General features: G+C 70.0%; 20 protein-coding genes. 10 read left to right on the top strand and 10 right to left on the bottom strand.

Features of this window, described 5'->3' with window-relative positions; genetic code table 11:
- Positions 1-175 precede the first annotated feature (175 nt).
- Together ACFWBF_RS15200 and ACFWBF_RS15195 are read right to left on the bottom strand one after the other, a co-directional pair.
- Entirely contained in the window at positions 176-1,537 is a 1,362-nt protein-coding gene (locus ACFWBF_RS15200) for an aspartate aminotransferase family protein (protein WP_385600808.1), read from the bottom strand.
- Positions 1,538-1,540: 3 nt separating this feature from the next.
- Complete coding sequence (locus ACFWBF_RS15195) at positions 1,541-2,044, bottom strand: Lrp/AsnC family transcriptional regulator (RefSeq protein WP_385600806.1); 504 nt, start codon at positions 2,042-2,044, stop codon at positions 1,541-1,543.
- Between the two features lie 169 nt (positions 2,045-2,213).
- Here ACFWBF_RS15195 and ACFWBF_RS15190 point away from each other — a divergent pair, with 169 nt between their 5' ends.
- From ACFWBF_RS15190 to ACFWBF_RS15180, 3 genes are all read left to right on the top strand, one after another.
- Complete coding sequence (locus ACFWBF_RS15190) at positions 2,214-3,653, top strand: gamma-aminobutyraldehyde dehydrogenase (protein ID WP_385600803.1); 1,440 nt, start codon at positions 2,214-2,216, stop codon at positions 3,651-3,653.
- A 79-nt stretch (positions 3,654-3,732) separates the two neighbouring features.
- Positions 3,733-4,911, top strand: coding sequence for a spermidine/putrescine ABC transporter substrate-binding protein (locus ACFWBF_RS15185; protein ID WP_385600800.1), 1,179 nt, complete (start codon positions 3,733-3,735; stop codon positions 4,909-4,911).
- A 97-nt stretch (positions 4,912-5,008) separates the two neighbouring features.
- Positions 5,009-5,473 carry a hypothetical protein gene (locus ACFWBF_RS15180; protein ID WP_385600797.1) on the top strand — a complete coding sequence of 155 codons (465 nt, stop codon included), beginning with the start codon at positions 5,009-5,011 and terminating at the stop codon, positions 5,471-5,473.
- Between the two features lie 3 nt (positions 5,474-5,476).
- Here the strand turns inward: ACFWBF_RS15180 and ACFWBF_RS15175 are convergent, their stop codons facing one another.
- The 5 genes from ACFWBF_RS15175 to ACFWBF_RS15155 form a co-directional block, all read right to left on the bottom strand.
- Positions 5,477-6,679 (bottom strand): serine hydrolase domain-containing protein, encoded by a 1,203-nt coding sequence (locus tag ACFWBF_RS15175; RefSeq protein ID WP_385600794.1) that lies wholly within the window; start codon positions 6,677-6,679, stop codon positions 5,477-5,479.
- Between the two features lie 147 nt (positions 6,680-6,826).
- Positions 6,827-7,507 carry a response regulator gene (locus ACFWBF_RS15170; RefSeq protein WP_385600792.1) on the bottom strand — a complete coding sequence of 227 codons (681 nt, stop codon included), beginning with the start codon at positions 7,505-7,507 and terminating at the stop codon, positions 6,827-6,829.
- Entirely contained in the window at positions 7,504-8,706 is a 1,203-nt protein-coding gene (locus ACFWBF_RS15165) for a sensor histidine kinase (RefSeq protein ID WP_385600789.1), read from the bottom strand. Before ACFWBF_RS15165 ends, ACFWBF_RS15170 begins: the two co-directional genes overlap by 4 nt.
- A complete protein-coding gene (locus tag ACFWBF_RS15160; protein ID WP_385600786.1) occupies positions 8,703-9,392 on the bottom strand; it encodes a glycerophosphodiester phosphodiesterase in 690 nt (229 codons plus the stop codon). Before ACFWBF_RS15160 ends, ACFWBF_RS15165 begins: the two co-directional genes overlap by 4 nt.
- Before the next feature lie 37 nt (positions 9,393-9,429).
- Positions 9,430-10,455: an adenosine deaminase gene (locus ACFWBF_RS15155; RefSeq protein ID WP_385600783.1), complete on the bottom strand. Its 1,026-nt coding sequence runs from the start codon at positions 10,453-10,455 to the stop codon at positions 9,430-9,432.
- Positions 10,456-10,565: 110 nt separating this feature from the next.
- Between ACFWBF_RS15155 and ACFWBF_RS15150 the strand changes: the two genes are divergently transcribed.
- Positions 10,566-11,279, top strand: coding sequence for a DUF4190 domain-containing protein (locus ACFWBF_RS15150; RefSeq protein ID WP_385600780.1), 714 nt, complete (start codon positions 10,566-10,568; stop codon positions 11,277-11,279).
- A gap of 19 nt (positions 11,280-11,298) precedes the next feature.
- On the opposite strand, the gene ACFWBF_RS15145 is transcribed toward ACFWBF_RS15150, so the two are convergent.
- From ACFWBF_RS15145 to ACFWBF_RS15135, 3 genes are all read right to left on the bottom strand, one after another.
- Positions 11,299-12,909, bottom strand: coding sequence for a TROVE domain-containing protein (locus tag ACFWBF_RS15145; protein ID WP_385600777.1), 1,611 nt, complete (start codon positions 12,907-12,909; stop codon positions 11,299-11,301).
- 450 nt (positions 12,910-13,359) lie between these two features.
- Entirely contained in the window at positions 13,360-13,803 is a 444-nt protein-coding gene (locus tag ACFWBF_RS15140; RefSeq protein WP_385600774.1) for an NUDIX hydrolase, read from the bottom strand.
- Positions 13,800-14,354 (bottom strand): NADAR family protein, encoded by a 555-nt coding sequence (locus tag ACFWBF_RS15135; RefSeq protein ID WP_385600771.1) that lies wholly within the window; start codon positions 14,352-14,354, stop codon positions 13,800-13,802. The genes ACFWBF_RS15140 and ACFWBF_RS15135 overlap by 4 nt, the downstream gene beginning before the upstream one ends.
- Positions 14,355-14,548: 194 nt before the next feature.
- Between ACFWBF_RS15135 and ACFWBF_RS15130 the strand changes: the two genes are divergently transcribed.
- The 6 genes from ACFWBF_RS15130 to ACFWBF_RS15105 all read left to right on the top strand — a co-directional run bounded on the left by ACFWBF_RS15130 (position 14,549) and on the right by ACFWBF_RS15105 (position 21,759).
- A complete protein-coding gene (locus ACFWBF_RS15130) occupies positions 14,549-16,063 on the top strand; it encodes a gamma-aminobutyraldehyde dehydrogenase (RefSeq protein WP_385600843.1) in 1,515 nt (504 codons plus the stop codon).
- Positions 16,064-16,110: 47 nt separating this feature from the next.
- Entirely contained in the window at positions 16,111-17,361 is a 1,251-nt protein-coding gene (locus tag ACFWBF_RS15125; RefSeq protein ID WP_385600768.1) for a spermidine/putrescine ABC transporter substrate-binding protein, read from the top strand.
- 84 nt (positions 17,362-17,445) lie between these two features.
- Positions 17,446-18,597 (top strand): ABC transporter ATP-binding protein, encoded by a 1,152-nt coding sequence (locus ACFWBF_RS15120; protein WP_385600765.1) that lies wholly within the window; start codon positions 17,446-17,448, stop codon positions 18,595-18,597.
- Positions 18,594-19,523 carry an ABC transporter permease gene (locus ACFWBF_RS15115; RefSeq protein WP_385600763.1) on the top strand — a complete coding sequence of 310 codons (930 nt, stop codon included), beginning with the start codon at positions 18,594-18,596 and terminating at the stop codon, positions 19,521-19,523. Before ACFWBF_RS15120 ends, ACFWBF_RS15115 begins: the two co-directional genes overlap by 4 nt.
- On the top strand, positions 19,523-20,317 hold the full coding sequence (locus ACFWBF_RS15110; RefSeq protein WP_385223310.1) for an ABC transporter permease: 795 nt from the start codon (positions 19,523-19,525) through the stop codon (positions 20,315-20,317). Before ACFWBF_RS15115 ends, ACFWBF_RS15110 begins: the two co-directional genes overlap by 1 nt.
- A gap of 23 nt (positions 20,318-20,340) precedes the next feature.
- The gene (locus ACFWBF_RS15105) at positions 20,341-21,759 is read left to right on the top strand and encodes an NAD(P)/FAD-dependent oxidoreductase (protein ID WP_385600760.1); all 1,419 of its coding nucleotides are present in this window, start codon (positions 20,341-20,343) and stop codon (positions 21,757-21,759) included.
- The last annotated feature ends 130 nt before the right edge of the window (positions 21,760-21,889 follow it).

Raw genomic sequence — 21,889 nt, 5'->3', positions numbered from 1 at the left:
ACCTCCGTCCGGGGAACGAAGCGGAGCCGGCTTAAGTCACTGGCGCCGCAAGGAGATGTAAAGAGATGAACGGCATGGATGGTGACAGCACACGGCCCGGACCCCCTCGTTCTCACTCGAACGGGGGATCCGGGCCGTGTGGTCGGACCTGTTTACAGCTCGGCTGCGCCTCGGGCTACAGCTTGGTCCACGCCTCGGTGAGCACCGAGCGCAGGATGCCTTCGATCTCGTCGAAGGTGCCCTGGTCGGCGGTCAGCGGCGGGGCCAGCTGGATGACCGGGTCGCCCCGGTCGTCGGCCCGGCAGTACAGGCCGTTCTCGAAGAGCGCCTTGGAGAGGAAGCCGTAGAGCACGCGCTCCGTCTCCTCGTCCGAGAAGGACTCCTTGGTGGCCTTGTCCTTGACGAGCTCGATGCCGTAGAAGAAGCCGTTGCCGCGGACGTCGCCGACGATCGGCAGGTCGTGCAGCTTCTTCAGCGTCGAGAAGAAGGCGTCCTCGTTGTCCAGCACGTGCTGGTTGAGGCCTTCCTTGTCGAAGATGTCGAGGTTGGCGAGCGCCACCGCGGAGGACACCGGGTGTCCGCCGAAGGTGTAGCCGTGCAGGAAGGTGTTGTCACCCTTGTAGAACGGCTCGGCCAGCTTGTCCGAGATGATGCAGGCACCGATCGGGGAGTAGCCCGAGGTCATGCCCTTGGCGCAGGTGATCATGTCCGGGATGTAGTCGAACTTGTCACAGGCGAACATCGTGCCCAGGCGGCCGAAGGCGCAGATCGTCTCGTCGGAGACGAGCAGGACGTCGTACTCGTCGCAGATCTCGCGGACCCGCTGGAAGTACCCGGGCGGCGGCGGGAAGCAGCCGCCGGCGTTCTGCACCGGCTCCAGGAAGACGGCGGCGACGGTGTCGGCGCCCTCGAACAGGATCTCCTGCTCGATCTGGTCGGCGCACCAGCGGCCGAAGGCCTCGGGGTCGTCGCCGTAGATCGGGGCGCGGTAGATGTTGGTGTTCACTACCTTGTGCGCGCCGGGAACCAGCGGCTCGAAGGGGGCCTTGAGGGCCGGCAGGCCGGTGATGGACAGGGCGCCCTGCGGGGTGCCGTGGTAGGCGACCGCGCGAGAGATGACCTTGTACTTGGTGTGCTTGCCCTGCAGCTTGAAGTACTGCTTGGCGAGCTTCCAGGCGGTCTCGACGGCCTCGCCGCCGCCGGTGGTGAAGAAGACCTTGTTCAGGTCGCCCGGGGCGTAGTGGGCAAGGCGCTCGGCGAGTTCGACGGCCTTGGGGTGCGCGTACGACCAGATGGGGAAGAACGCGAGTTCCTGGGCCTGCTTGTAGGCGACCTCGGCCAGTTCCTTGCGGCCGTGACCGGCGTTGACCACGAACAGTCCGGCGAGACCGTCCAGGTAGCGCTTGCCCTTGTCGTCGAAGATGTAAGTGCCTTCACCCCGCACGATGGTGGGGACGGGCGAGTTCTCATACGACGACATGCGGGTGAAGTGCATCCACAGGTGGTCGTACGCGGTCTTGGAGAGGTCCTGGCTCACGGGCTATCGAGTTCCCCACATGTAGGTCTGCTTCTTCAGCTTCAGGTAAACGAAGCTTTCGGTTGATCGCACGCCGGGGAGCGCGCGGATCTTCTTGTTGATCGTGTCGAGCAGGTGGTCGTCGTCCTCGCAGACGATCTCCACCATCAGGTCGAACGAGCCCGCGGTCATCACCACGTACTCGCACTCGGCCATCGCGGTCAGAGCATCGGCCACGGGGTCGAGGTCTCCCTCGACGTTGATGCCGACCATCGCCTGGCGCCGTAGCCCCACGGTGAGCGGGTCGGTGACGGCGACGATCTGCATGACGCCCTGGTCGAGCAGCTTCTGCACGCGTTGCCGCACAGCCGCTTCGGACAGGCCCACGGCCTTGCCGATGGCTGCGTAGGGACGGCGACCGTCCTCCTGCAGTTGCTCGATGATCGCCAGGGACACAGCATCGACCGAAGGGGACGGTTGTCTGTTCCTGGAATCTGCGCTTCGACTGACCACGGACTCACTGTGCACGAGGAGTCGATAGTTCCGCAAGACGGAACCGATGAAATTCGTTGTTTGGCGACTCAGATCTCACTGATTTCGTAGTTCATGGTGCGTAGGCCTGTCGAAACCGTCGCCCCAGGAGCTAGGCTGGGTACTTGTCTCAACCATTGGACATGTGATCAGGAGTGTGGCTGGAGTGACCACCGAACTGCGTCGTCTGCGCAACTACATCGGCGGGGAGTTCAAGGACGCCGCCGACGGGCGGACCACCGAGGTGGTCAACCCCGCTACGGGCGAGGCGTACGCCACCGCCCCGCTCTCCGGCCAGGCCGACGTGGACGCCGCCATGGCCGCCGCGGCCGCGGCCTTCCCGGGCTGGCGCGACACGACCCCCTCCGAGCGGCAGAAGGCCCTGCTCAAGATCGCGGACGCCTTCGAGGCGCGCGCGGACGAGCTCGTGGCCGCCGAATCGGAGAACACCGGCAAGCCGCTGGGCCTGACGGCCAGCGAGGAGCTGCCGCCGATGGTGGACCAGATCCGCTTCTTCGCGGGTGCGGCCCGCCTGCTGGAAGGCCGCTCGGCCGGCGAGTACATGGAGGGGATGACCTCGATCATCCGCCGTGAGCCGGTCGGCGTCTGCGCCCAGGTGGCGCCCTGGAACTACCCGATGATGATGGCCGTGTGGAAGTTCGCCCCGGCCATCGCCGCGGGCAACACCGTGGTGCTCAAGCCCTCGGACACCACCCCGGCCTCCACCGTCCTGATGGCCGAGATCATCGACTCGATCCTGCCCAAGGGCGTCTTCAACGTCATCTGCGGCGACCGCGAGACCGGCAAGGCCATGGTCGAGCACTCCACCCCGGCGATGGCCTCCATCACCGGCTCGGTGCGCGCGGGCATGCAGGTCGCCGAGAGCGCCTCCAAGGACGTCAAGCGCGTCCACCTGGAGCTCGGCGGCAAGGCCCCGGTCGTGGTCTTCGAGGACGCGGACATCGCCAAGGCCGTCGAGGACATCGCGGTCGCCGGCTACTTCAACGCCGGCCAGGACTGCACCGCCGCGACCCGCGTGCTCGTGCACTCCTCCATCCACGACGAGTTCGTGACCGCCCTCGCCAAGGCCGCCGCCGACACCAAGACCGGCCAGCCGGACGACGAGGACGTGCTGTACGGCCCGCTGAACAACCCGAACCAGCTCAAGCAGGTCGCGGGCTTCATCGAGCGCCTCCCCGCCCACGCGAAGGTCGAGGCGGGCGGCCACCAGGTCGGCGAGAAGGGCTACTTCTACGCCCCGACCGTGGTCTCCGGCCTCAAGCAGGACGACGAGATCATCCAGAACGAGGTCTTCGGCCCCGTCATCACCGTCCAGTCCTTCACGGACGAGGCCCAGGCCCTGGAGTACGCGAACGGCGTCGAGTTCGCCCTCGCCTCCTCGGTGTGGACCAAGGACCACGGCCGCGCGATGCGGATGTCCAAGAACCTCGACTTCGGCTGCGTGTGGATCAACACCCACATCCCGCTCGTCGCCGAGATGCCCCACGGCGGCTTCAAGAAGTCCGGCTACGGCAAGGACCTCTCCGCCTACGGCTTCGAGGACTACACCCGCATCAAGCACGTGATGACCTCGCTCGACGGCTGATCCGCCTGGCGCCTGGAAGGGGCGGGCAATAGACAACATGTCTATTGCCCGCCCCTCCGCGTTCCCAGAGGCTGTGGCCATGCCTCAACTCGCCTTTTCCCGCCGCTCGGCGATCCGCGGCCTCGGCGCCGCGGGCCTGCTGGCCGCCCTCGCGGGCTGCGGAGTGCCCGCCGCCTACGTCCCCGAGGGCCGACGGGAGGGCCCGGACCGCTCCGAGCGGGACCAGAGCGTCGCCTTCTCCAACTGGCCGCTCTACATAGACACCGATGACGAGGACGAGAACCGGCGTCCGACGCTGGACGCCTTCACGGAGAAGACCGGCATCGAGATCCGGTACACCGAGGACATCAACGACAACGACGAGTTCTTCGGCAAGGTCAGCCCGGCCCTGATGAGCCACCAGGAGACCGGCCGTGACCTGGTCGTGGTCAGCGACTGGATGGCCGCCCGCTTCGTCCGTCTGGGCTGGGCCCAGAAGATGGACCGCTCGGCGCAGTCCAACGTGGCCAAATACCTCGACCCCCAGTTGCGGTCCCCCGCCTTCGACGAAGGCCGGCTGCACACGGTCCCCTGGCAGTCGGGGATCACCGGCATCGCCTACAACCGCAAGGCCCTCGGCCGGGAGATCAGGTCCGTACGCGACCTGTGGCACCCGGACCTGGCCGGCAAGGTCACCCTCCTCTCCGGCCTCGACGAGTCCTTCGCCCTGCTCATGCAGGGCAACGGCGTGGACGTCACCCGGTGGACCGAGTCCGACTTCCACCGGATGTGCGACCAGGTGGAGAGCATGGTGAAGAAGAAGCACATCCGCCGCTTCACCGGCAACGACTACACCTCCGATCTCAGCAAGGGCGACGTCCTGGCCTGCCAGGCGTACTCCGGAGACGCGATCCAGCTCCAGGCCGACAACCCCGACATCGAGTTCGTCGTTCCCGACGAGGGGGCCGAGCTGTGGGCGGAGAGCCTGCTCGTCCCCAACCTCGCCCGGCACAAGGCCAACGCCGAGGCCCTGATCGACCACTACTACGCGCCGGAGGTGGCCGCCGAACTCGCCGCCTCCGTCAACTACGTCTGCCCCGTCCCGGCCGCCCGTGAGGTCCTGGCCGGATCCGATGACAAGGAGACCGCCGCGCTCGCCGAGAACCCGCTGATCTTCCCCGACGACGAGATGCGCAAGCGCCTTGTCGTGGCCCGGGACATCACCTCGGCCGAGCGCGCCTCCCTCGCCAAGCGCTGGAACTCCATCGTCGGGCTCTGACGGCGGGGAGCCCGTCATGATCACGGTCCGGCCACAGAACTGAACATGTTCAGCAATTGCGCTGAACGTGTTCAGAAATCTGCGTACGCTTCCTTCCATGAGCGAGAGAAGCGCCCTTGAGCGGCGGATCCGTGCCTGGCTGACCCTGTTTCTCGTCTGCCTCGTCCTCAGCGGACTCACCGCCTTCCCCCTGGTCAGTGAGCTCCACTGGGCCAACTCCCTGGTGGACAACGCGTGGCTGCGGCGCGTGGGCGACGGACTGGACCAGGCTGACGCCGAATACCCCTTCCTCCTGTACGGCACCGACTGGCTCGCCTTCGCCCACCTGGTGATCGCCGTCTTCTTCCACGGCGTCCGCCGCGACCCCGTCCGCAACATCTGGATCATCGAAGCGGGCATGATCGCCTGCGCCGGGGTGATCCCGCTGGCCCTGATATGCGGCCCCGTCCGGGGCATCCCCTTCTGGTGGAGCGTCATCGACATGTCCTTCGGCGTCTTCGGGGCGATCCCCCTCCTGCTCCTGCGCCGCATGATCAAGCGCCTGGAGGCGATGCCCGCCTGACGGCTACTTCGCGAAGGCCGCCATCACGATGCCCAAGGCCACCGGGTTCATGTCCTCGCCCTTGGCGTTCGTGGAGTTGACCGAGTAGACCAGGGTGCGCGAGAGGTCGCGGGTCGCACCTATCGCGGTGTTGTAGCCGTACCGGCCACCGGTCTTCCCCCAGGCCACCGTGCCGTCCGGCAGGACGAGCCGGGACAGCCCCGCCGTCAGGCTCGCGGGCTTCCCGCCGGCGAAGTTCTTCACATCGGGCACCGTGAACATCTCCTCCAGCTGGGCCTTCGGCACGATCCGCCCGCCGAACAGGGCCACGGTGAACCGCTCCAGATCGGCGCTCGTCGAGATGATGTCGCCGGCCGCCCACCGGTCCGAGGAGTTCCACTCGGTCACATCGCGCAGCCCGGTCGAGCCGTCGGCCTCCGCCACCGCCTGGTAGCCGCGGTTGTGCGGCCCGTGGATCTTCGTCTGGGTCCGGCCGGGGAACGAGGTGCGGCGCAGCCCCAGCGGTATGAGGACCCTGCGGCCCACCGCCTCCTCGTACGCCGTGCCCGTCATCTTCTCGATCAGCACGCCAAGCAGGGTGTAGTTGATGTTCAGGTAGTGCTGCGCCGCACCCGGTACGAACTCCGGCTTCTTCGCCAGGGCGTTGGCGAGCTGGTCGTGCGGATCGGTCACATCGAAGCGGTGCTCCCACTGCGCCTCGAAGGAGTCGCCCGGCCCGTCGGCGGCCGGTATGCCGCTGGTGTGGTTGAGCAGTTGCCGCACCGTCACGGTCCCGTAGGCGTCGGGGACGCTCCCCGGCAGGTACTGCCGGACCGGCTTGTTCAGGTCCACCCGGCCCTCGGCCGCGAGCTGGAGCACCACCGCCGCGGTGAAGGTCTTGGTCACCGACCCGGCCCGGAACCGGCCCTGCTCGACGGCGTCCCGCCCGGTGCGGAGGTCCGCGACACCCGAACTGCCCTGCCAGGACCCGCTCGTGCCTCCCACCCGCACCAGCGCGGCCGTCGCGTTCTTGTTCTGCGCGCCGACACCCGCGATGGCCCGCTCCAGCGCCGTCGCGTTCGGCGGCGTGGAGACGGCCGGTGACATGGACGCCTGGAAGGCCGGAGCGGCCTGGGTGGCCTGGGCGGCCTGGGCCAAGACCGCCGGGCCCGACGCGATGCCCAGGACCAGAGCGGCGGCGATCAGCGTGCGCGTACGTGCATTCATGATGGTGTTCCCCCTGCGAGACCGTGGGACCGTGCTGCCCCGACGACCTCAATGTTGCTGCTCACAGAGGTCATCGCGGATCACCAACAAGAGGGGTCTTCACCGGTACGACAACTCACCACCCAGAGGGAGCCGACACGCCGCCACTCACTCCCCAGAGGGAGTACCCGCCGCGATCAGACCCGTCTCGTACGCACAGATCACCGCCTGGATCCGGTCCCGCAGCCCCAGCTTCGCCAGCAGGTTCCCCACATGCGACTTCACGGTGTGCTCGCTCACCACGAGCGCGGCCGCGATCTCCGCGTTCGAGAGCCCCCGCCCCAGGTGCAGCAGCGTCTCCCGCTCCCGCGCCGTCAGGACCTCGAGCCGCTCCGCCGACAGCTCCCGCCCGGCCGCCGGCCGCGCCGTCGCCGCCGTGTACTCCTCGATCAGCCGCCGCGCCACCGAAGGCGCCAGCAGGGACTCGCCCGCCGCCACCACCCGTACGGCATGCACCAGATCGTCCCGCCGTACGTCCTTGAGCAGGAACCCGCTCGCCCCGGCGTGCAGAGCCTCGTACACGTACTCGTCCGAGTCGAAGGTCGTCAGCATCACCGTCCGGCAGGAACTCGTCCCCGAGATCGCCCGACAGGCCTCGATCCCGTCCAGCACCGGCATCCGGATGTCCAGCAGCGCCACATCGGGCCGCAGCGAGCGGACCGCCTCGACGGCCGCCGCCCCGTCCCCGGCCTCGGCCACGACCTCGATGTCGTCCTGGCTGTCCAGGATCATCGCGAACCCGCTGCGCACCAGCTCCTGGTCGTCGGCCACCACCACACGGATCGTCAAGTCCCCACCTCCAGCGGCGAGGTTACAAGCAGCACGCGCAGCGAGAAGCCGCGCCCGCCGGGCCCCGGACCGGACTCCGCCGTGCCGCCGTGCGCCGCCGCCCGTTCCCGGATCCCGATCAGCCCGTGCCCGCCCTGCCCGCCTTCCACGCCCTCCCCACTTTCCACGCCCCGCCCGTCCCGAGCGCCCCGCCCGTCGTCGGCCACCGTGATCGTCAGATCCCGCGCCGTGTGGTGGAGCCGTACCGCCACCCGCCCGGCCCCCGCGTGCTTCACCACGTTCGTCAGCGCCTCCTGCACGATCCGGTACGCGGTCGTGTCCACCGCCGGCGACAGGGCCCGCACCTCGCCCGTCTCCTCGTAGGAGATCTCCGGCCCGCCCCTGCGCACCCGGTCCAGCAGCGTCGGCAGCCCCGAGACCCCCGGCTGGGGCTCGCGCGGCGCGGGACCGTCCTCCCGCAGCACGCCCAGCATGCTCCGCAGCTGCGCCATCGCCTCCCGGCCCGTGTCCGCGATCGCGTCGAAGGCGGCCTCGGCCCGCTCCGGAGCCCGCCGTACCGCCACCGGGCCGGCCTCCGCCTGCACGATCATGATGCTGACCGCGTGCGAGAGGATGTCGTGCATCTCCCGCGCGATCCGCGCCCGTTCCCGCGCGGCCGCCTGCTCCGCCTCGATCCGGTTGGCCCGCTCCAGCTGCGCCGCCCGGTCCTCCACGGCCGAGGTGTACGCCTGCCGCGTGTACTGCAGCCGGCCCAGCGCATACGCCGCCGCAGTGACGAAGAGGGTGAAGAGCAGCTCGCGCGCCGTCCCCGTGTTCCAGCCCACCGACAGGGCGACCGCCGCGACCGAGAGCAGCCCCACGGCCGCCCGGACCCGCGCCGTGCACAGCAGCGCCACCGTGTAGAAGGCGATGAGACCCGCGTACGGAAGCGGCTGCCCCGGCCCGTCCAGTGTCACCTTGTACACGCCGCCGACGGCCAAGACGGCGACGAGCACCGCCACCGGAGCCCGGCGCCGCCAGACCAGCGGGAGCACGGCGAGCGTGGTCATCCCGTACGAGCCCCAGTCCGCGGGCGGCAGCTCGGCCGAGCGGGGCACCACGAAGGGCATGGTGACGGCCAGTTGCACCAGCAGCGTCAGCCCGAGGTCCTGCCACCGCGGATCGGCGCGGCGGATCCGCTCGCCGAGGGCGCGTATCACCGGCGGGACCCGGCCCGCACGGCGGCCAGCGCGTCCAGCCGGTTCGTGGTCACGGAGTCGACCCCGGCCGCGATGACCGCCCGCATCGCGCGCTTCGTGTCGGGGGTCCAGGCCGACACGAGCAGCCCGTCGCGGTGGACCGCGTCCGTCAGCTCCCGGCTGACCAGCCCGAAGCGGTAGTTGAGCCAGGCCGGCGTCACCGCGTCGATCAGCACCCGGCGCGGCGGCGACAACGTCGTCCAGGTCAGGGCGATCTCCGCGCCCGGATCGGCGGCGCGCACCGACAGCATGGTCCTCGGCCCCGCGCAGTAGTACGCGCGCTCCCGCGCCCCGCACTCGCGGACCTGGCCGACGACGGTCCGTACGTCCTCGTAGGTCGCACCCGGCAGGTCGATCATCATCCGGCCCGAGCCGGCGGCCGTCAGGGCCTCGCGCAGGGTCGGAACCCCGCCCTGCGTCAGCTCCTTGAGCTGCGGGGCCGTGACGGCGTCGATCCGCACGTCATGGCCCCACAGCCGCTCCAGCGTCTCGTCGTGGAGCAGGACGGGCACCCCGTCGCGGGTCAGCCGTACGTCGATCTCGACCGCGTCCGCCCCACGGGCGAAGGCGGAGCGGATCGAGGCCAGGGTGTTCTCACGGACTCGGTACGGATCGCCGCGGTGGCCGACGGCAGTCAGGGTGCGCATGGCCCCATTCTCAGGGGCCGGAGGGATCGGGGGGAGGTCAGCGCGCCAGCCATTGGGCGGTGTACGCGTCGATCTCCTCGGTGAGCCTCGCCTTGCCGGCCGGGTCCAGGAAGGAGGCCTCGACGGCGTTCTTCGCGAGGGCGGCGAGACCGCGCTCGTCGAGGTCCAGCAGGCGGGCGGCCACCGCGTACTCGTTGTTCAGGTCGGAGCCGAACATCGGCGGGTCGTCGCTGTTGATGGTGACGAGCACGCCGGCCTGCACCATCTCCTTGACGGGGTGCAGGTCGAGCTCGCTCACCGCGCGCGTCGCGATGTTGGAGGTCGGGCAGACCTCCAGCGCGATGCGGTGCTCCGCGAGGTACGCGAGGAGCTCCGGGTCCTGGGTGGCGCTGGTGCCGTGGCCGATGCGCACGGCGCCCAGCTCGCGGATGGCGTCCCAGATGGTCTCCGGGCCCGTGGTCTCGCCGGCGTGCGGCACGCTGTGCAGGCCGGCGGCCCGGGCGGCGTCGAAGTACGGCTTGAACTGCGGGCGCGGCACGCCGATCTCGGGGCCGCCGAGACCGAAGGAGACCAAGCCCTCGGGGCGCAGGTCCAGCGCGAGGCGGACGGTTTCGGCGGCGGACTCCAGACCGGCCTCGCCGGGGATGTCGAAGCACCAGCGCAGGACGACACCGAGTTCGGACTCGGCCGCCTTGCGGGCGTCCTCGATGGCCTCCATGAAGGCGTGTTCGTCGATGCCGCGGCGGGTGGAGGAGTACGGGGTGATGGTCAGTTCGGCGTAGCGGATGTTCTGCCGGGCCATGTCACGGGCGACCTCGAAGGTCAGGGTGCGCACGTCGGCCGGGGTGCGGATCAGGTCCACGACGGAGAGGTAGACCTCGATGAAGTGCGCGAAGTCCGTGAAGGTGAAGTAGTCGGCGAGCGCCTCGGGGTCCGTGGGGACCTTCGAGTCGGGGTGGCGGGAGGCGAGTTCGGCCACGATCCGCGGGGAGGCGGAGCCGACGTGGTGGACGTGCAGTTCGGCCTTGGGCAGCCCCGCGATGAAGGGGTGCAGATCGGTCATGGAAGGGCCTCCGGGTGGACGCTGGTGCGGGCAGGTCGGCCATCATCGTAGGCAGGCCGGTGACTGTCGGTGGCACCGCTTAGCATGGCTGTACGAGAGGGGGGCGCCGCATGACCGATCAGAGCCCTGCGCCGAGGGACCCGTGGGCGCCGCCGGAGCAGCCGGCCGTGGATCTGGGCAAGGCACAGGCCGCGCCGGGCGTGTCGGGGGCACAGCCCGCGCCGTCCGCACAGCCCGCGCCGTCCGTGCACGACCAGCAGACGATCGCCGGCATGCCCGGGGCCGAACCGGCGGCGTCCGGGCCGGCGGCCGGCCCCGCGCCGATGTCCGGGCCCGCCCCGGTCACCCAGCCCATGACCCCGCCCGCGTACGGGTACCCGGCCCGGCCCGACCCGGCCGGATACGCCTACCCCGGACCGCCTCCCGCCCCGCAGGGGTACGGGTACCAGGGTCACCCGGGGTATGCGGGATACCCGGGCCACGGCTCGTACCCGCCCTACGGGGCGCCGCAGCCGAGCAACGGCTTCGGCATCACCGCGCTCGTGCTCGGCATCCTCTCGGTGGTCGGGTGCGTCACCAGCTTCATCGCGGTCGCGCTCGGCATCGGGGCGGTCGTCTTCGGCGCCCTGGGCCGGGGCAAGGCCACCCGTGGGCAGGCCACCAACGGCGGGATGGCGCTGGCGGGCATCATCCTGGGCGCGATAGGCATCGTCCTGGGCGGCCTCATGCTGGCGATGGCGATAGCCGGCTTCATGGGCGCGGACTCGGACGGCGGCCCGAGGTACGACCCGTCCTCCAACTCGCGGTTCCAGGAGAGGGTCTGACCCCGGGCCCGCGCCGGCGTCACGCCGCCCAGGGCCAGTCGGCGTCCTGACCGTTCTCGATCAGGGTCACCATGCGGAAGGCGGCGTCCGTCAGCCCGCCGAAGGTGTGCCGCGCGCCGGAGCCGGAAGGCGCGTGGCCCACCCGGTACCCGGCCAGGTTCCAGGTGTAGACCGGGACCGTGGCCGGAACCAGATCCGTCGGGTCGCCGTTGGAGTGGTAGGTGGCCTGCTCGTCGGTGACGATCAGGACCCGGTCGTGCCCCTTGTAGTGCCGGCGCACGGCCTCCGCCGTGTAGGTGCCCCCGAGGTTCTCGAACCGCTCCAGCACCTTCAGTACGGACTCGCCCCGGCGGTACGGCACGTCCTTGCTGCTGGTGCCGAACTGCACCAGGTCCGCGTCCTCGGCCCGCAGCGCGAGCGCCGCGCCGAAGACCGCCGCCGCGTCCGCCCGGTTCAGCTCGGAGCGCTCCGACAGCGGGGACCACATCGACCCGGACCGGTCCACGAGGACCAGCGTCCGGCCGGGCAGCGCGGGTACGTTGGCCAGCGAGTGGCCGAGCGCCTGCTCGAGGGGGTACGCCCAGCGCAGCGAGGGCGCGTGCTGGTAGGCCGCCAGGTAGCGGAAGGGGAACTGCCGCGACCGCGCGACGACCTCCGGATCGCTGACCTTGGCGGCCACCTGCGCGGCCACCGCGTCCGAGACCCCGGCCTGGTCGAAGTTGCGCAGGTTCCGCAGCAGCGCCATCGCGCCCATGGACGGGATGACCGCCTCCCAGGCGGCCGCGTCCATGGGGCCCTGCAGCCAGCCGGCCAGTGCCTCCCAGGTCATGCCCGCCTCGGCGAGCCGCTCGGCGCCGTCCGGGGCGGTGACCACCGCGCGGCGCTGCGCCACCGGCAGTTCCATGAGCGCGCGGTGGGCGACGAGGGCGCGGTTGCCGGCCGGCGCCTCGGCGGTGTCCGGGTGGTGCCGGCGGTCGAGGGCGTGGCGGAACAGCTCGCCCTGCCAGGCCTTGGCCGGGTCGGGGGAGGCGTGCACCAGGTTGAGGACGTCGCCGAAGCGGTATCCCTTGGAGGAAGTGTCGTACTTCAGCAGCGAGGTGCCGGTGTACAGGCGGCGCACGGCGTCGGCGATGCCGCGCTTGACGGGCTTGGGCACGTTGCGCCCGTAGGCGGCCGTCCAGTACGCGAGCAGCTCGCCGGGCTCGTCCGCGCGGCGCAGTACGCGGTCCACGACCTGCCGGTTCGAAGGCCCGCCGGTGGCGCCCGCGTCGAGGCGCGCCTTGACGTACTCGGCGGCGCCGACGAGCGAGGCGGTACGCATGTTGCCGTCGCCCCGCAGCCAGCCCAGCAGGCCCGCGGTCCACTCCGGGTCCTCGACGGCGAGGGTGCGCACGAGCGCGGCGAACCGGTCGTCGCGGGCCTCGCCGCTCTCGTACGCGGTCCGCTGCGACACGAAGTTGGCGACGGCGAGCAGGAAGAGCTCCGAGCGCGGGTCGCGCACGAAACCGTGGCTGCCGTGGTGGTTGGCGGCCCGGCGGCCGTCGGACCGTACCGGCGAGGCGGGTGCGGGTGCGGTGGCAGGAGCCGGAGCCGGCGCCGCCTTGGACCGGCGCAGGTTGAAACGAGCCATGTGAATCCCCCCGAATTCAAAGGAAGCAGGGGGAGGCGTCGCGTGCGGGATGCCCGAGATCAAAGTCGGCGACGGACTGTGTCGACTGCTCTGCCAAGCTGAGCTACCGGCCTGAGCCGGGCGGGATTCGAACCCGCGACCCGTTGATCCGGAAGTAGCCGTTGCCTGCGCACCGGGCATCCCGCACGCGGCCTCCCGAGATCAAGGTGGCGGCGGCCTGGTTTCGTGGAGGAAGGAGCCGCAGCCGGCGCACCGGGAGGTGCGTGACGTAGGTGTCCAGAGATCGAGGTCGGTGAAACCACAAGGTGCTCTACCAACTGAGCTACACCGACCCGAAGTCGATGACGGGACTCGAACCCGCGGCCGCCCCATTAAAAGTGGAAGTAGGTCTCGCCTTCGCACCTGGACGAGTCCCACATTAGGCGGCGCTATTCGAGCGCCGCCAGGCAATTAAACGGCGGCCGCCGACAGCAGCGTGGGCACCATCACCGACTCGCCGTCCGTGCCGCGCGACAGCGGGACCCATATCAGCCCCACCATGCGCGGGCAGTCACACTCCAGGTCGGGGTCGATTCCCAGCCGCGGCTCGCCCTCCGCCACCTCCACGCGGTAGCAGGAGGTCCAGCCCGAGGGGTACGGCGCCTCGTACGCGTACCGCACCCCCAGGGCGTGCAGGCCCGTCTCCTCTTCCACCTCGCGCCGGACCCCGTCCTCGGGGAGCTCGTCCTCCTCCAGCCCGCCGCCGGGCAGGGTCCAGTACTCCGGCCCGTCGTGCCGGCCGGTGGGCCCCTCGCCGCGCTCCCGGACCATGAGCACGCAGCCGTCGCGGACGATCACCGCGGCCACCCGGCGCCGGTCCGCCATGCGCCGGTCCGGCTCGCGCCGCTCCGTCACGCGGCGCTCTCCCGTAGCCGCTCGCGGGCCTCCATCAGCGCGAAGCCCAGCAGGTTCAGCCCGCGCCAGCGGGCCGGGTCCAGGGCGCGCTCGTCGTCGGGCGCCAGCCCGATGCCCCAGATCCGGTCGAGCGGGCTGGCCTCCACCAGCACCCGGTCCCCGGTGGTCAGCAGGTACGCGCGCAGCTCGGGCGTCGAGCCGAACTTGTGCACGCTGCCCTCCACCACCAGGGCGAACCGCTCCCGCTCCCATATCGCGTCGTCGAAGCCGCGCACGAGGCGCCCGGCCTTCTTCGCCTCTGCCGGAGTCCCCGCCCCCAGCGCGGCCCGCTCCGCCTCCGCGTCCCCGAACAGGCGTGCCTTTCCGGCCATCATCCAGTGCTCGGCTGTGGCATACCGGACATCACCCACAGTGAAAGCGGACGGCCACCACTGGCTGAGACAGCTCGGTCCGAGCTTCCCGTCGGGCCGCGGCCGGTGTCCCCAGAACGGCAGGAACTTCACCCGCTCACCACGGCTGACCTGCTTGATCAGCTTCTCGATCATCTCCATGCACGCGAGTCTGGCAGTCGCCACTGACACTTCGTACGGGATTTTCGGTGTGCCTCGACACATGGTCGACCGATTCCGTCGCGTAATCAAAAGGCAACAACGGAATCACTTGGCCGAGGGGGCCACCTCTGCCAGGATCGGCAGTCAATTCGAGCTGTAGCTCGAACTGTAGCTACGGAGAGCGTGAGAGCGTGATGGGCAACCGCTTCCAGGTCAAAGACCGCTTCGCGGACGGCGCGCAGTACATCGACGGGCAGCTCAGAGCCGGCACCTCGGGGCAGTCACACACCGTGATCGACCCCGCCACCGGCGACGAGGTGCTCACCTACGAGCTCGCGAGCACGGCGGACGTGGACGCGGCCGTCGCGGCCGCCAAGAGAGCCTTCCCGGCCTGGTCCGCGGCCACCCCCGGAGAGCGCTCCGACGCGCTGCACCGGCTGGCCGCCGTACTGGCCGCGCAGGCGGAGGACTTCGCGTACGCCGAGTCGCTCCAGTGCGGCAAGCCGATCAAGCTGTCGACGGAGTTCGACGTGCCGGGCACCATCGACAACACCGCCTTCTTCGCGGGCGCCGCACGCCACCTCCAGGGGCAGGCGGCCGCCGAGTACTCCGGGGACCACACCTCGTACGTACGCCGCGAGGCCATCGGCGTCGTCGGTTCCATCGCACCTTGGAACTATCCGCTCCAGATGGCCGCCTGGAAGATCCTCCCGGCCATCGCCGCGGGCAACACCATCGTGCTCAAGCCCGCCGAGCTCACCCCGCTGACCTCCCTGATGTTCGCCCAGGCGGCCAAGGAGGCGGGCCTGCCCGACGGCGTGGTCAACATCGTCACCGGCGCCGGCCGGGACGCGGGCGAGCACCTGGTCGGCCACCCCGACGTGGTCATGACCTCCTTCACCGGTTCCACGGCCGTCGGCAAGCGGGTCGCCGAGATCGCGACCGCCACCGTCAAGCGGCTGCACCTGGAGCTCGGCGGCAAGGCGCCCTTCCTCGTCTTCGACGACGCCGACCTGGAGGCCGCCGCGCACGGCGCCGTCGCCGCCTCGCTGATCAACACCGGCCAGGACTGCACCGCCGCCACCCGCGCCTACGTCCAGCGCCCCCTGCACGATGCCTTCGTCGCCCGCGTGGCGGAGCTGATGCAGAGCGTCCGGCTCGGCGACCCCTTCGCGGCGACCACCGACCTGGGCCCGCTGGTGTCGCACGCCCACCGCGACCGCGTCGCCGGTTTCGTCGAGCGCGCCCGCGCGTACGCCACCGTGGTCACCGGCGGCGAGATCCCCGGCGGGGACCTGGCCGAAGGCGCGTACTACCGGCCCACCCTGATCGCCGGCGCCGCCCAGGACAGCGAGGTGGTCCAGTCCGAGATCTTCGGCCCGGTCCTCGTCGCCCTGCCCTTCGACACCGACGACGAGGGCATCGCGCTGGCCAACGACACCCCGTACGGGCTCGCGGCCTCCGCCTGGACCCGCGACGTGTACCGGGCGAACCGCGCCACCCGCGAACTCAAGGCGGGCTGTGTCTGGGTCAACGACCACATTCCGATCATCAGCGAGATGCCGCACGGCGGCTACAAGGCGAGTGGCTTCGGAAAGGACATGAGCTCGTACTCCTTCGAGGAGTACACGCAGGTCAAGCACGTGATGTACGACAACACCGCGGTTGCCGCGAAGGACTGGCACCGCACGATCTTCGGGGACAGATAGCCGGCCACCGCCCGACCAGCGGTACACCTCCCGAAAGGGCACAGCGCATGGAGCAGTTCGAGCCCGACCGCCTCTCGGCGGCGCAGTACGCAGCGATGCGGCGCAGCCTCACCAGCGGGCGCGGCGCCCTCACCCGCCGCTCGCTGCTGCGCGCCTCCGGAGTCGGGGCGCTCACCCTCGGCGGCCTGTCCGCCCTGAGTGCCTGCGGCATCCCGCCCGCCAAGAGCTCGGGCGACACCGCGGTGGCCTCCGACGACCACTCGGCCCAGGAGAAGGAGGTCAATTTCTCCAACTGGACCGAGTACATGGACACCAGCGACGACGAGAAGACCCGCCCCACGCTGGAGGAGTTCACCAAGCGGACCGGGATCAAGGTCAAGTACACCGAGGACATCAACGACAACGTCGAGTTCTTCGGCAAGATCCGCCCGCAGCTCGCGGCCGGCCAGGACACCGGCCGCGATCTGATCGTCGTCACCGACTGGCTCGCCGCCCGCATCATCCGCCTCGGCTGGGCGCAGAAGCTGGACCCGTCCAACCTCCCGCACGCCTACGCCAACCTGATCGCGCAGTTCCGCAACCCCGACTGGGACCCGGGCCGCGCCCACAGCTACCCGTGGACCGGCATCGACACCGTCATCGCCTACAACTCCAAGGCCACCGACGGCAAGAAGGTCGACTCCGTCACGCAGCTGCTCGACGACCCCTCGCTCAAGGGCCGGGTCGGCTTCCTCACCGAGATGCGCGACACCGTCGGCATGACCCTGCTCGACCAGGGCAAGGACCCGGCGACCTTCACGAACGCCGATTTCGACGAGGCCATCGGGCGGCTCCAGAAGGGCGTGGACAAGAAGCAGATCCGCCGCTTCACGGGCAACGACTACACCTCGGACCTCGACAAGGGCGACCTCGCCGCCTGTCTGGCCTGGGCGGGCGACGTCATCCAGCTGCAGGCCGGCAACCCGGACATCAAGTACGCGATCCCGGCGCCCGGTTACATCACCTCCAGCGACAACCTGCTGGTCCCGGCCCACGCCCGGCACAAGGCCAACGCCGAGAAGCTCATCGACTACTACTACGAGCCGCCGGTCGCCGCCCAGCTCGCGGCCTTCATCAGCTACGTCTGCCCGGTCGAGGGAGTCAAGGACGACCTCGCCAAGATCGACCCCGCCCTCGCGGACAACCCGCTGATCGTCCCGGACAAGGCGATGGCCGCCAAGGCCCACGCCTTCCGCTCCCTCACCGGCGAGGAAGAGACGGCGTACGAGGAGAAGTTCGCCAAGCTCATCGGAGCCTGACGGGTCCCGCCGCCCCCACCGGCACCCGCCCCGCACCCCCGCGCTCCGCCCCCCTCCGACGACACACACCGAAGGCCCAGGCCCATGACTGACAAGACCGCGGGCGGCGACGTCCGCCTCGCCGGGATCAGCAAGCACTACGGCACCTTCACCGCCGTGCAGCCGCTGGATCTCACCATCCCCGAGGGCTCCTTCTTCGCCCTGCTCGGCGCCTCGGGCTGTGGGAAGACCACCACCCTGCGCATGATCGCCGGTCTGGAGGAGCCGTCCACCGGCACGGTCCACCTCGGCGACCGGGAGGTCACCCACCTGCCCCCGTACAAGCGCCCGGTCAACACCGTCTTCCAGAGCTATGCACTGTTCCCGCACCTGAACATCTCCGAGAACGTGGCCTTCGGACTGCGCCGCCGCGGGATCAAGTCCGTCAAGAAGCAGGTCGACGACATGCTGGAGCTGGTCCAGCTCGGCCAGTTCGCCCAGCGCAAGCCGCACCAGCTCTCCGGCGGCCAGCAGCAGCGCGTGGCCGTGGCCCGCGCGCTCATCAACCACCCGCAGGTGCTGCTCCTCGACGAGCCGCTCGGCGCCCTCGACCTCAAGCTGCGCCGCCAGATGCAGCTGGAGCTCAAGCGGATCCAGACCGAGGTCGGCATCACCTTCGTGCACGTCACGCACGACCAGGAGGAGGCCATGACCATGGCCGACACGGTCGCCGTGATGAACGGCGGCCGCGTCGAGCAACTGGGCGCCCCCGCCGAGCTGTACGAGAACCCGGCCACCACCTTCGTCGCGAACTTCCTCGGCACCTCCAACCTCATCGAGGCGGAGGTCCTGGAGGCCGGCTCCGCGGACGTCACCGTCAGCTCGGCGGGCACCACGCTCCGGCTGCCCGCCGCGCGATGTTCGACCACACCCCGCGCCGGCGGAAAGCTGCTGGTCGGGGTGCGCCCCGAGAAGATCTCCCTGGTCCACGCGGACGAGGAGGACTCCATCGCGGCGGGCCGCAACAAGGTCGCCGGCAAGATCGCCGACTCCTCCTTCATCGGCGTCTCCACCCAGTACGTCATCGACAGCCGGGTCTGCCCCGAGCTGGAGGTGTACGCCCAGAACATCGAGCGGGACCCGCGCCTGGTCCCCGGCGCCGAGGTCATCCTGCACTGGAACCCGGAGCACAGCTTCGCCCTCGACGCGGCCCAGGACATCGACGCCGGCATCGAGACGGTGGAGGAGAGCGCGTGACCGCCACCGCGGCGCCCCCGCAGGCCTCCGCCCCGGCGCAGCCCCCGGTGCACCGGCCGTCCCTGCGCAAGCGCCTGATCCCGTACTGGCTGTTGCTGCCCGGTCTCCTGTGGCTGCTGGTCTTCTTCGTGCTGCCGATGGTCTACCAGGCCTCCACCTCGGTGCAGACCGGTTCCCTCGAAGAGGGCTTCAAGGTCACCTGGCACTTCCAGACCTACTGGGACGCCTTCACCGAGTACTACCCGCAGTTCCTGCGCTCCCTGCTGTACGCCGGCACGGCCACCGCGCTGTGCCTGCTGCTCGGCTATCCGCTGGCCTACCTGATCGCCTTCAAGGCGGGCCGCCGGCGCAATCTGCTGCTGGTGCTGGTCATCGCCCCGTTCTTCACCAGCTTCCTGATCCGCACCCTGGCCTGGAAGACGATCCTGGCCGACAGCGGCCCGGTGGTCGCCGCCCTCAACAAGGTCGGCTTCCTGGACGTCACCAGCTGGCTCGGCATGACCGAGGGCGACCGGGTGCTGGCCACGCCGCTCGCGGTCGTCTGCGGTCTGACGTACAACTTCCTCCCCTTCATGGTCCTTCCGCTCTACACCTCGCTGGAGCGCATCGACACCCGCCTCCACGAGGCGGCCGGGGACCTGTACGCCCGCCCCGCCACGGTCTTCCGCAAGGTGACCTTCCCGCTGTCGATGCCGGGCGTGGTCTCCGGGACCCTGCTCACCTTCATCCCGGCGAGCGGCGACTACGTCAACGCCGAGCTGCTCGGCTCCACGGACACCCGGATGATCGGCAACGTCATCCAGTCGCAGTACCTGCGGATCCTCGACTACCCGACAGCGGCCGCGCTGTCCTTCATCCTCATGGCCATCGTGCTGATCATGGTCACCATCTACATCCGCCGAGCGGGGACGGAGGACCTGGTCTGATGCGTTGGCTTCGCCGCAACCTCGTAGTGATCGCCGGTCTCGGCACGCTCGCCTACATGATCCTGCCGAACGTCGTCGTCACGGTCTTCTCCTTCAACAACCCCACCGGGCGGTTCAACTACGCCTGGCAGGAGTTCTCGCTCGACGCCTGGAAGGACCCCTGCGGGGTCGCCGACCTGTGCGGCTCCCTCTCGCTCTCCCTCCAGATCGCCCTGTGGGCCACCATCGGCGCCACCGTCCTCGGCACCGCCATAGCCTTCGCGATGGTGCGCTACCGGTTCCGGGCGCGCGGCGCGGTCAACTCGCTGATCTTCCTGCCGATGGCCATGCCCGAGATCGTGATGGCGGCCTCGCTGCTCGCGCTCTTCCTCAACATGGGCATCCAGCTGGGCTTCTGGACGATCCTGATCGCCCACGTCATGTTCTGCCTCAGCTTCGTCGTCGCCGCCGTCAAGGCGCGCGTCCTGTCGATGGACCCGCGGCTGGAGGAGGCCGCGCGCGACCTCTACGCCGGACCGGTGCAGACCTTCGTACGGGTCACCCTGCCGATCGCGGCGCCCGGCATCGCGGCGGGTGCGCTGCTCTCCTTCGCGCTCTCGTTCGACGACTTCATCATCACCAACTTCAACTCGGGCAACACCGTCACCTTCCCCATGTTCGTGTGGGGATCGGCCCAGCGCGGTACGCCTGTGCAGATCAACGTCATCGGCACGGCGATGTTCGTCATCGCGGTGCTGGTGGTCCTGGCCGGCCAGATGGTCGGCAACCGCCGCAAGAAGGCACAACCGAAGTAGACCCCTGTAGGGAGTTGGAAGCCATGGCCCCAGTCGCCATGCGTAGTGTTGCGAAATCCCTTTCCGAAGCGAAGCCGGTCTCGTACTGGCTGGACGACCCCGGCAAGCCCGCCCCCCGGCCGGCGCTCACCTCCGACGAGCGGTGCGACCTGCTGGTCGTCGGCGGCGGCTACAGCGGGCTGTGGACCGCGCTGCTCGCCAAGGAGCGGGACCCCGGCCGGGACGTCGTACTGATCGAGAGCAAGGAGGCGGGCTGGGCCGCCTCCGGCCGCAACGGCGGCTTCTGCGCCGCCTCCCTCACCCACGGCCTGTCCAACGGTCTGGCCCGCTGGCCCGACGAGCTCGCCAAGCTGGAGGAGATGGGCGCCCGCAACCTCGACGCCATCGAGGAGGCGGTCGCCCGCTACGGCATCGACTGCGACTTCGAGCGCACCGGCGAGATCGACGTGGCCACCGAACCGCACCAGGTGGAGGAGCTCCGCGAACTCCACGAGGAGGCCCGGCGCCTCGGCCTCGCCGACGGCTCCGAGTGGCTGGACGGCGACGCGCTGCGCGCCGAGGTCGACTCCCCGACCTTCCTGGCCGGCCTCTGGGACCGCGAAGGCGTCGCCATGCTCAACCCGGCGAAGCTGGCGTGGGGCCTCAAGCAGGCCTGCCTGGACCTGGGCGTACGGATCTACGAGAACACGCGCGGCCTGAAGATGTCCGCGGTCGGCGCCGGGATGGCCGTCGAGACCCCTTACGGCACGATCCTGGCGCGCCGGGTCGCCCTGGGCACGAACATCTTCCCCTCGCTGGTCAAGCGGATCCGTCCCTTCACGGTCCCGGTCTACGACTACGCCCTGATGAGCGAGCCCCTGGACGAGGCGCAGCTGGCCGCCGTCGGCTGGAAGAACCGGCAGGGGCTGGGCGACAGCGCCAACCAGTTCCACTACTTCCGGATCACCAAGGACCACCGGATCCTGTGGGGCGGCTACGACGCGATCTACCCGTACCGGGGGAAGCTCGACTCCGAGTACGACCACCGCCCCGAGACCTACCTCAAGCTCGCGGAGCACTTCTTCACCGCCTTCCCGCAGCTGGAGGGCCTGAAGTTCAGCCACGCCTGGGGCGGTGCGATCGACACCTGCTCGCGCTTCTCGGCCTTCTTCGGCACCGCACACGCGGGGAAGGTCGCCTACGCGGCCGGTTACACCGGGCTCGGGGTCGGCGCCACCCGCTTCGGCGCGGACGTGATGCTGGACCTGCTGGACGGCGCCTCCACCGAGCGCACCCGGCTGGCGATGGTGAAGTCCAAGCCGATGCCGTTCCCGCCCGAGCCCTTCGCCTGGACCGGGATCACGCTGACGAAGTGGTCGCTGGCCCGCGCGGACGCCAAGGGCGGCCGCCGCAACCTGTGGCTGCGGACGCTGGACCGCTTCGGCCTCGGTTTCGACAGCTGATCCGTACGCACTCCCGGCGCACACACGTGATCACGGTGTGACCCGCTTCACTACCATGGAGTAACGAAACCCGCGTCATAGCTGCGCCCGGCCCCGCTCTCTCCAGGTGAGAACCCCTCACCTACAGGGA

It is taken from the genome of Streptomyces sp. NPDC060028 (assembly GCF_042736725.1).
Classification (GTDB): domain Bacteria; phylum Actinomycetota; class Actinomycetes; order Streptomycetales; family Streptomycetaceae; genus Streptomyces.
Note: the sequence above shows the minus strand (reverse complement) of the source record. Positions and strands in the feature narration are given on the sequence as shown.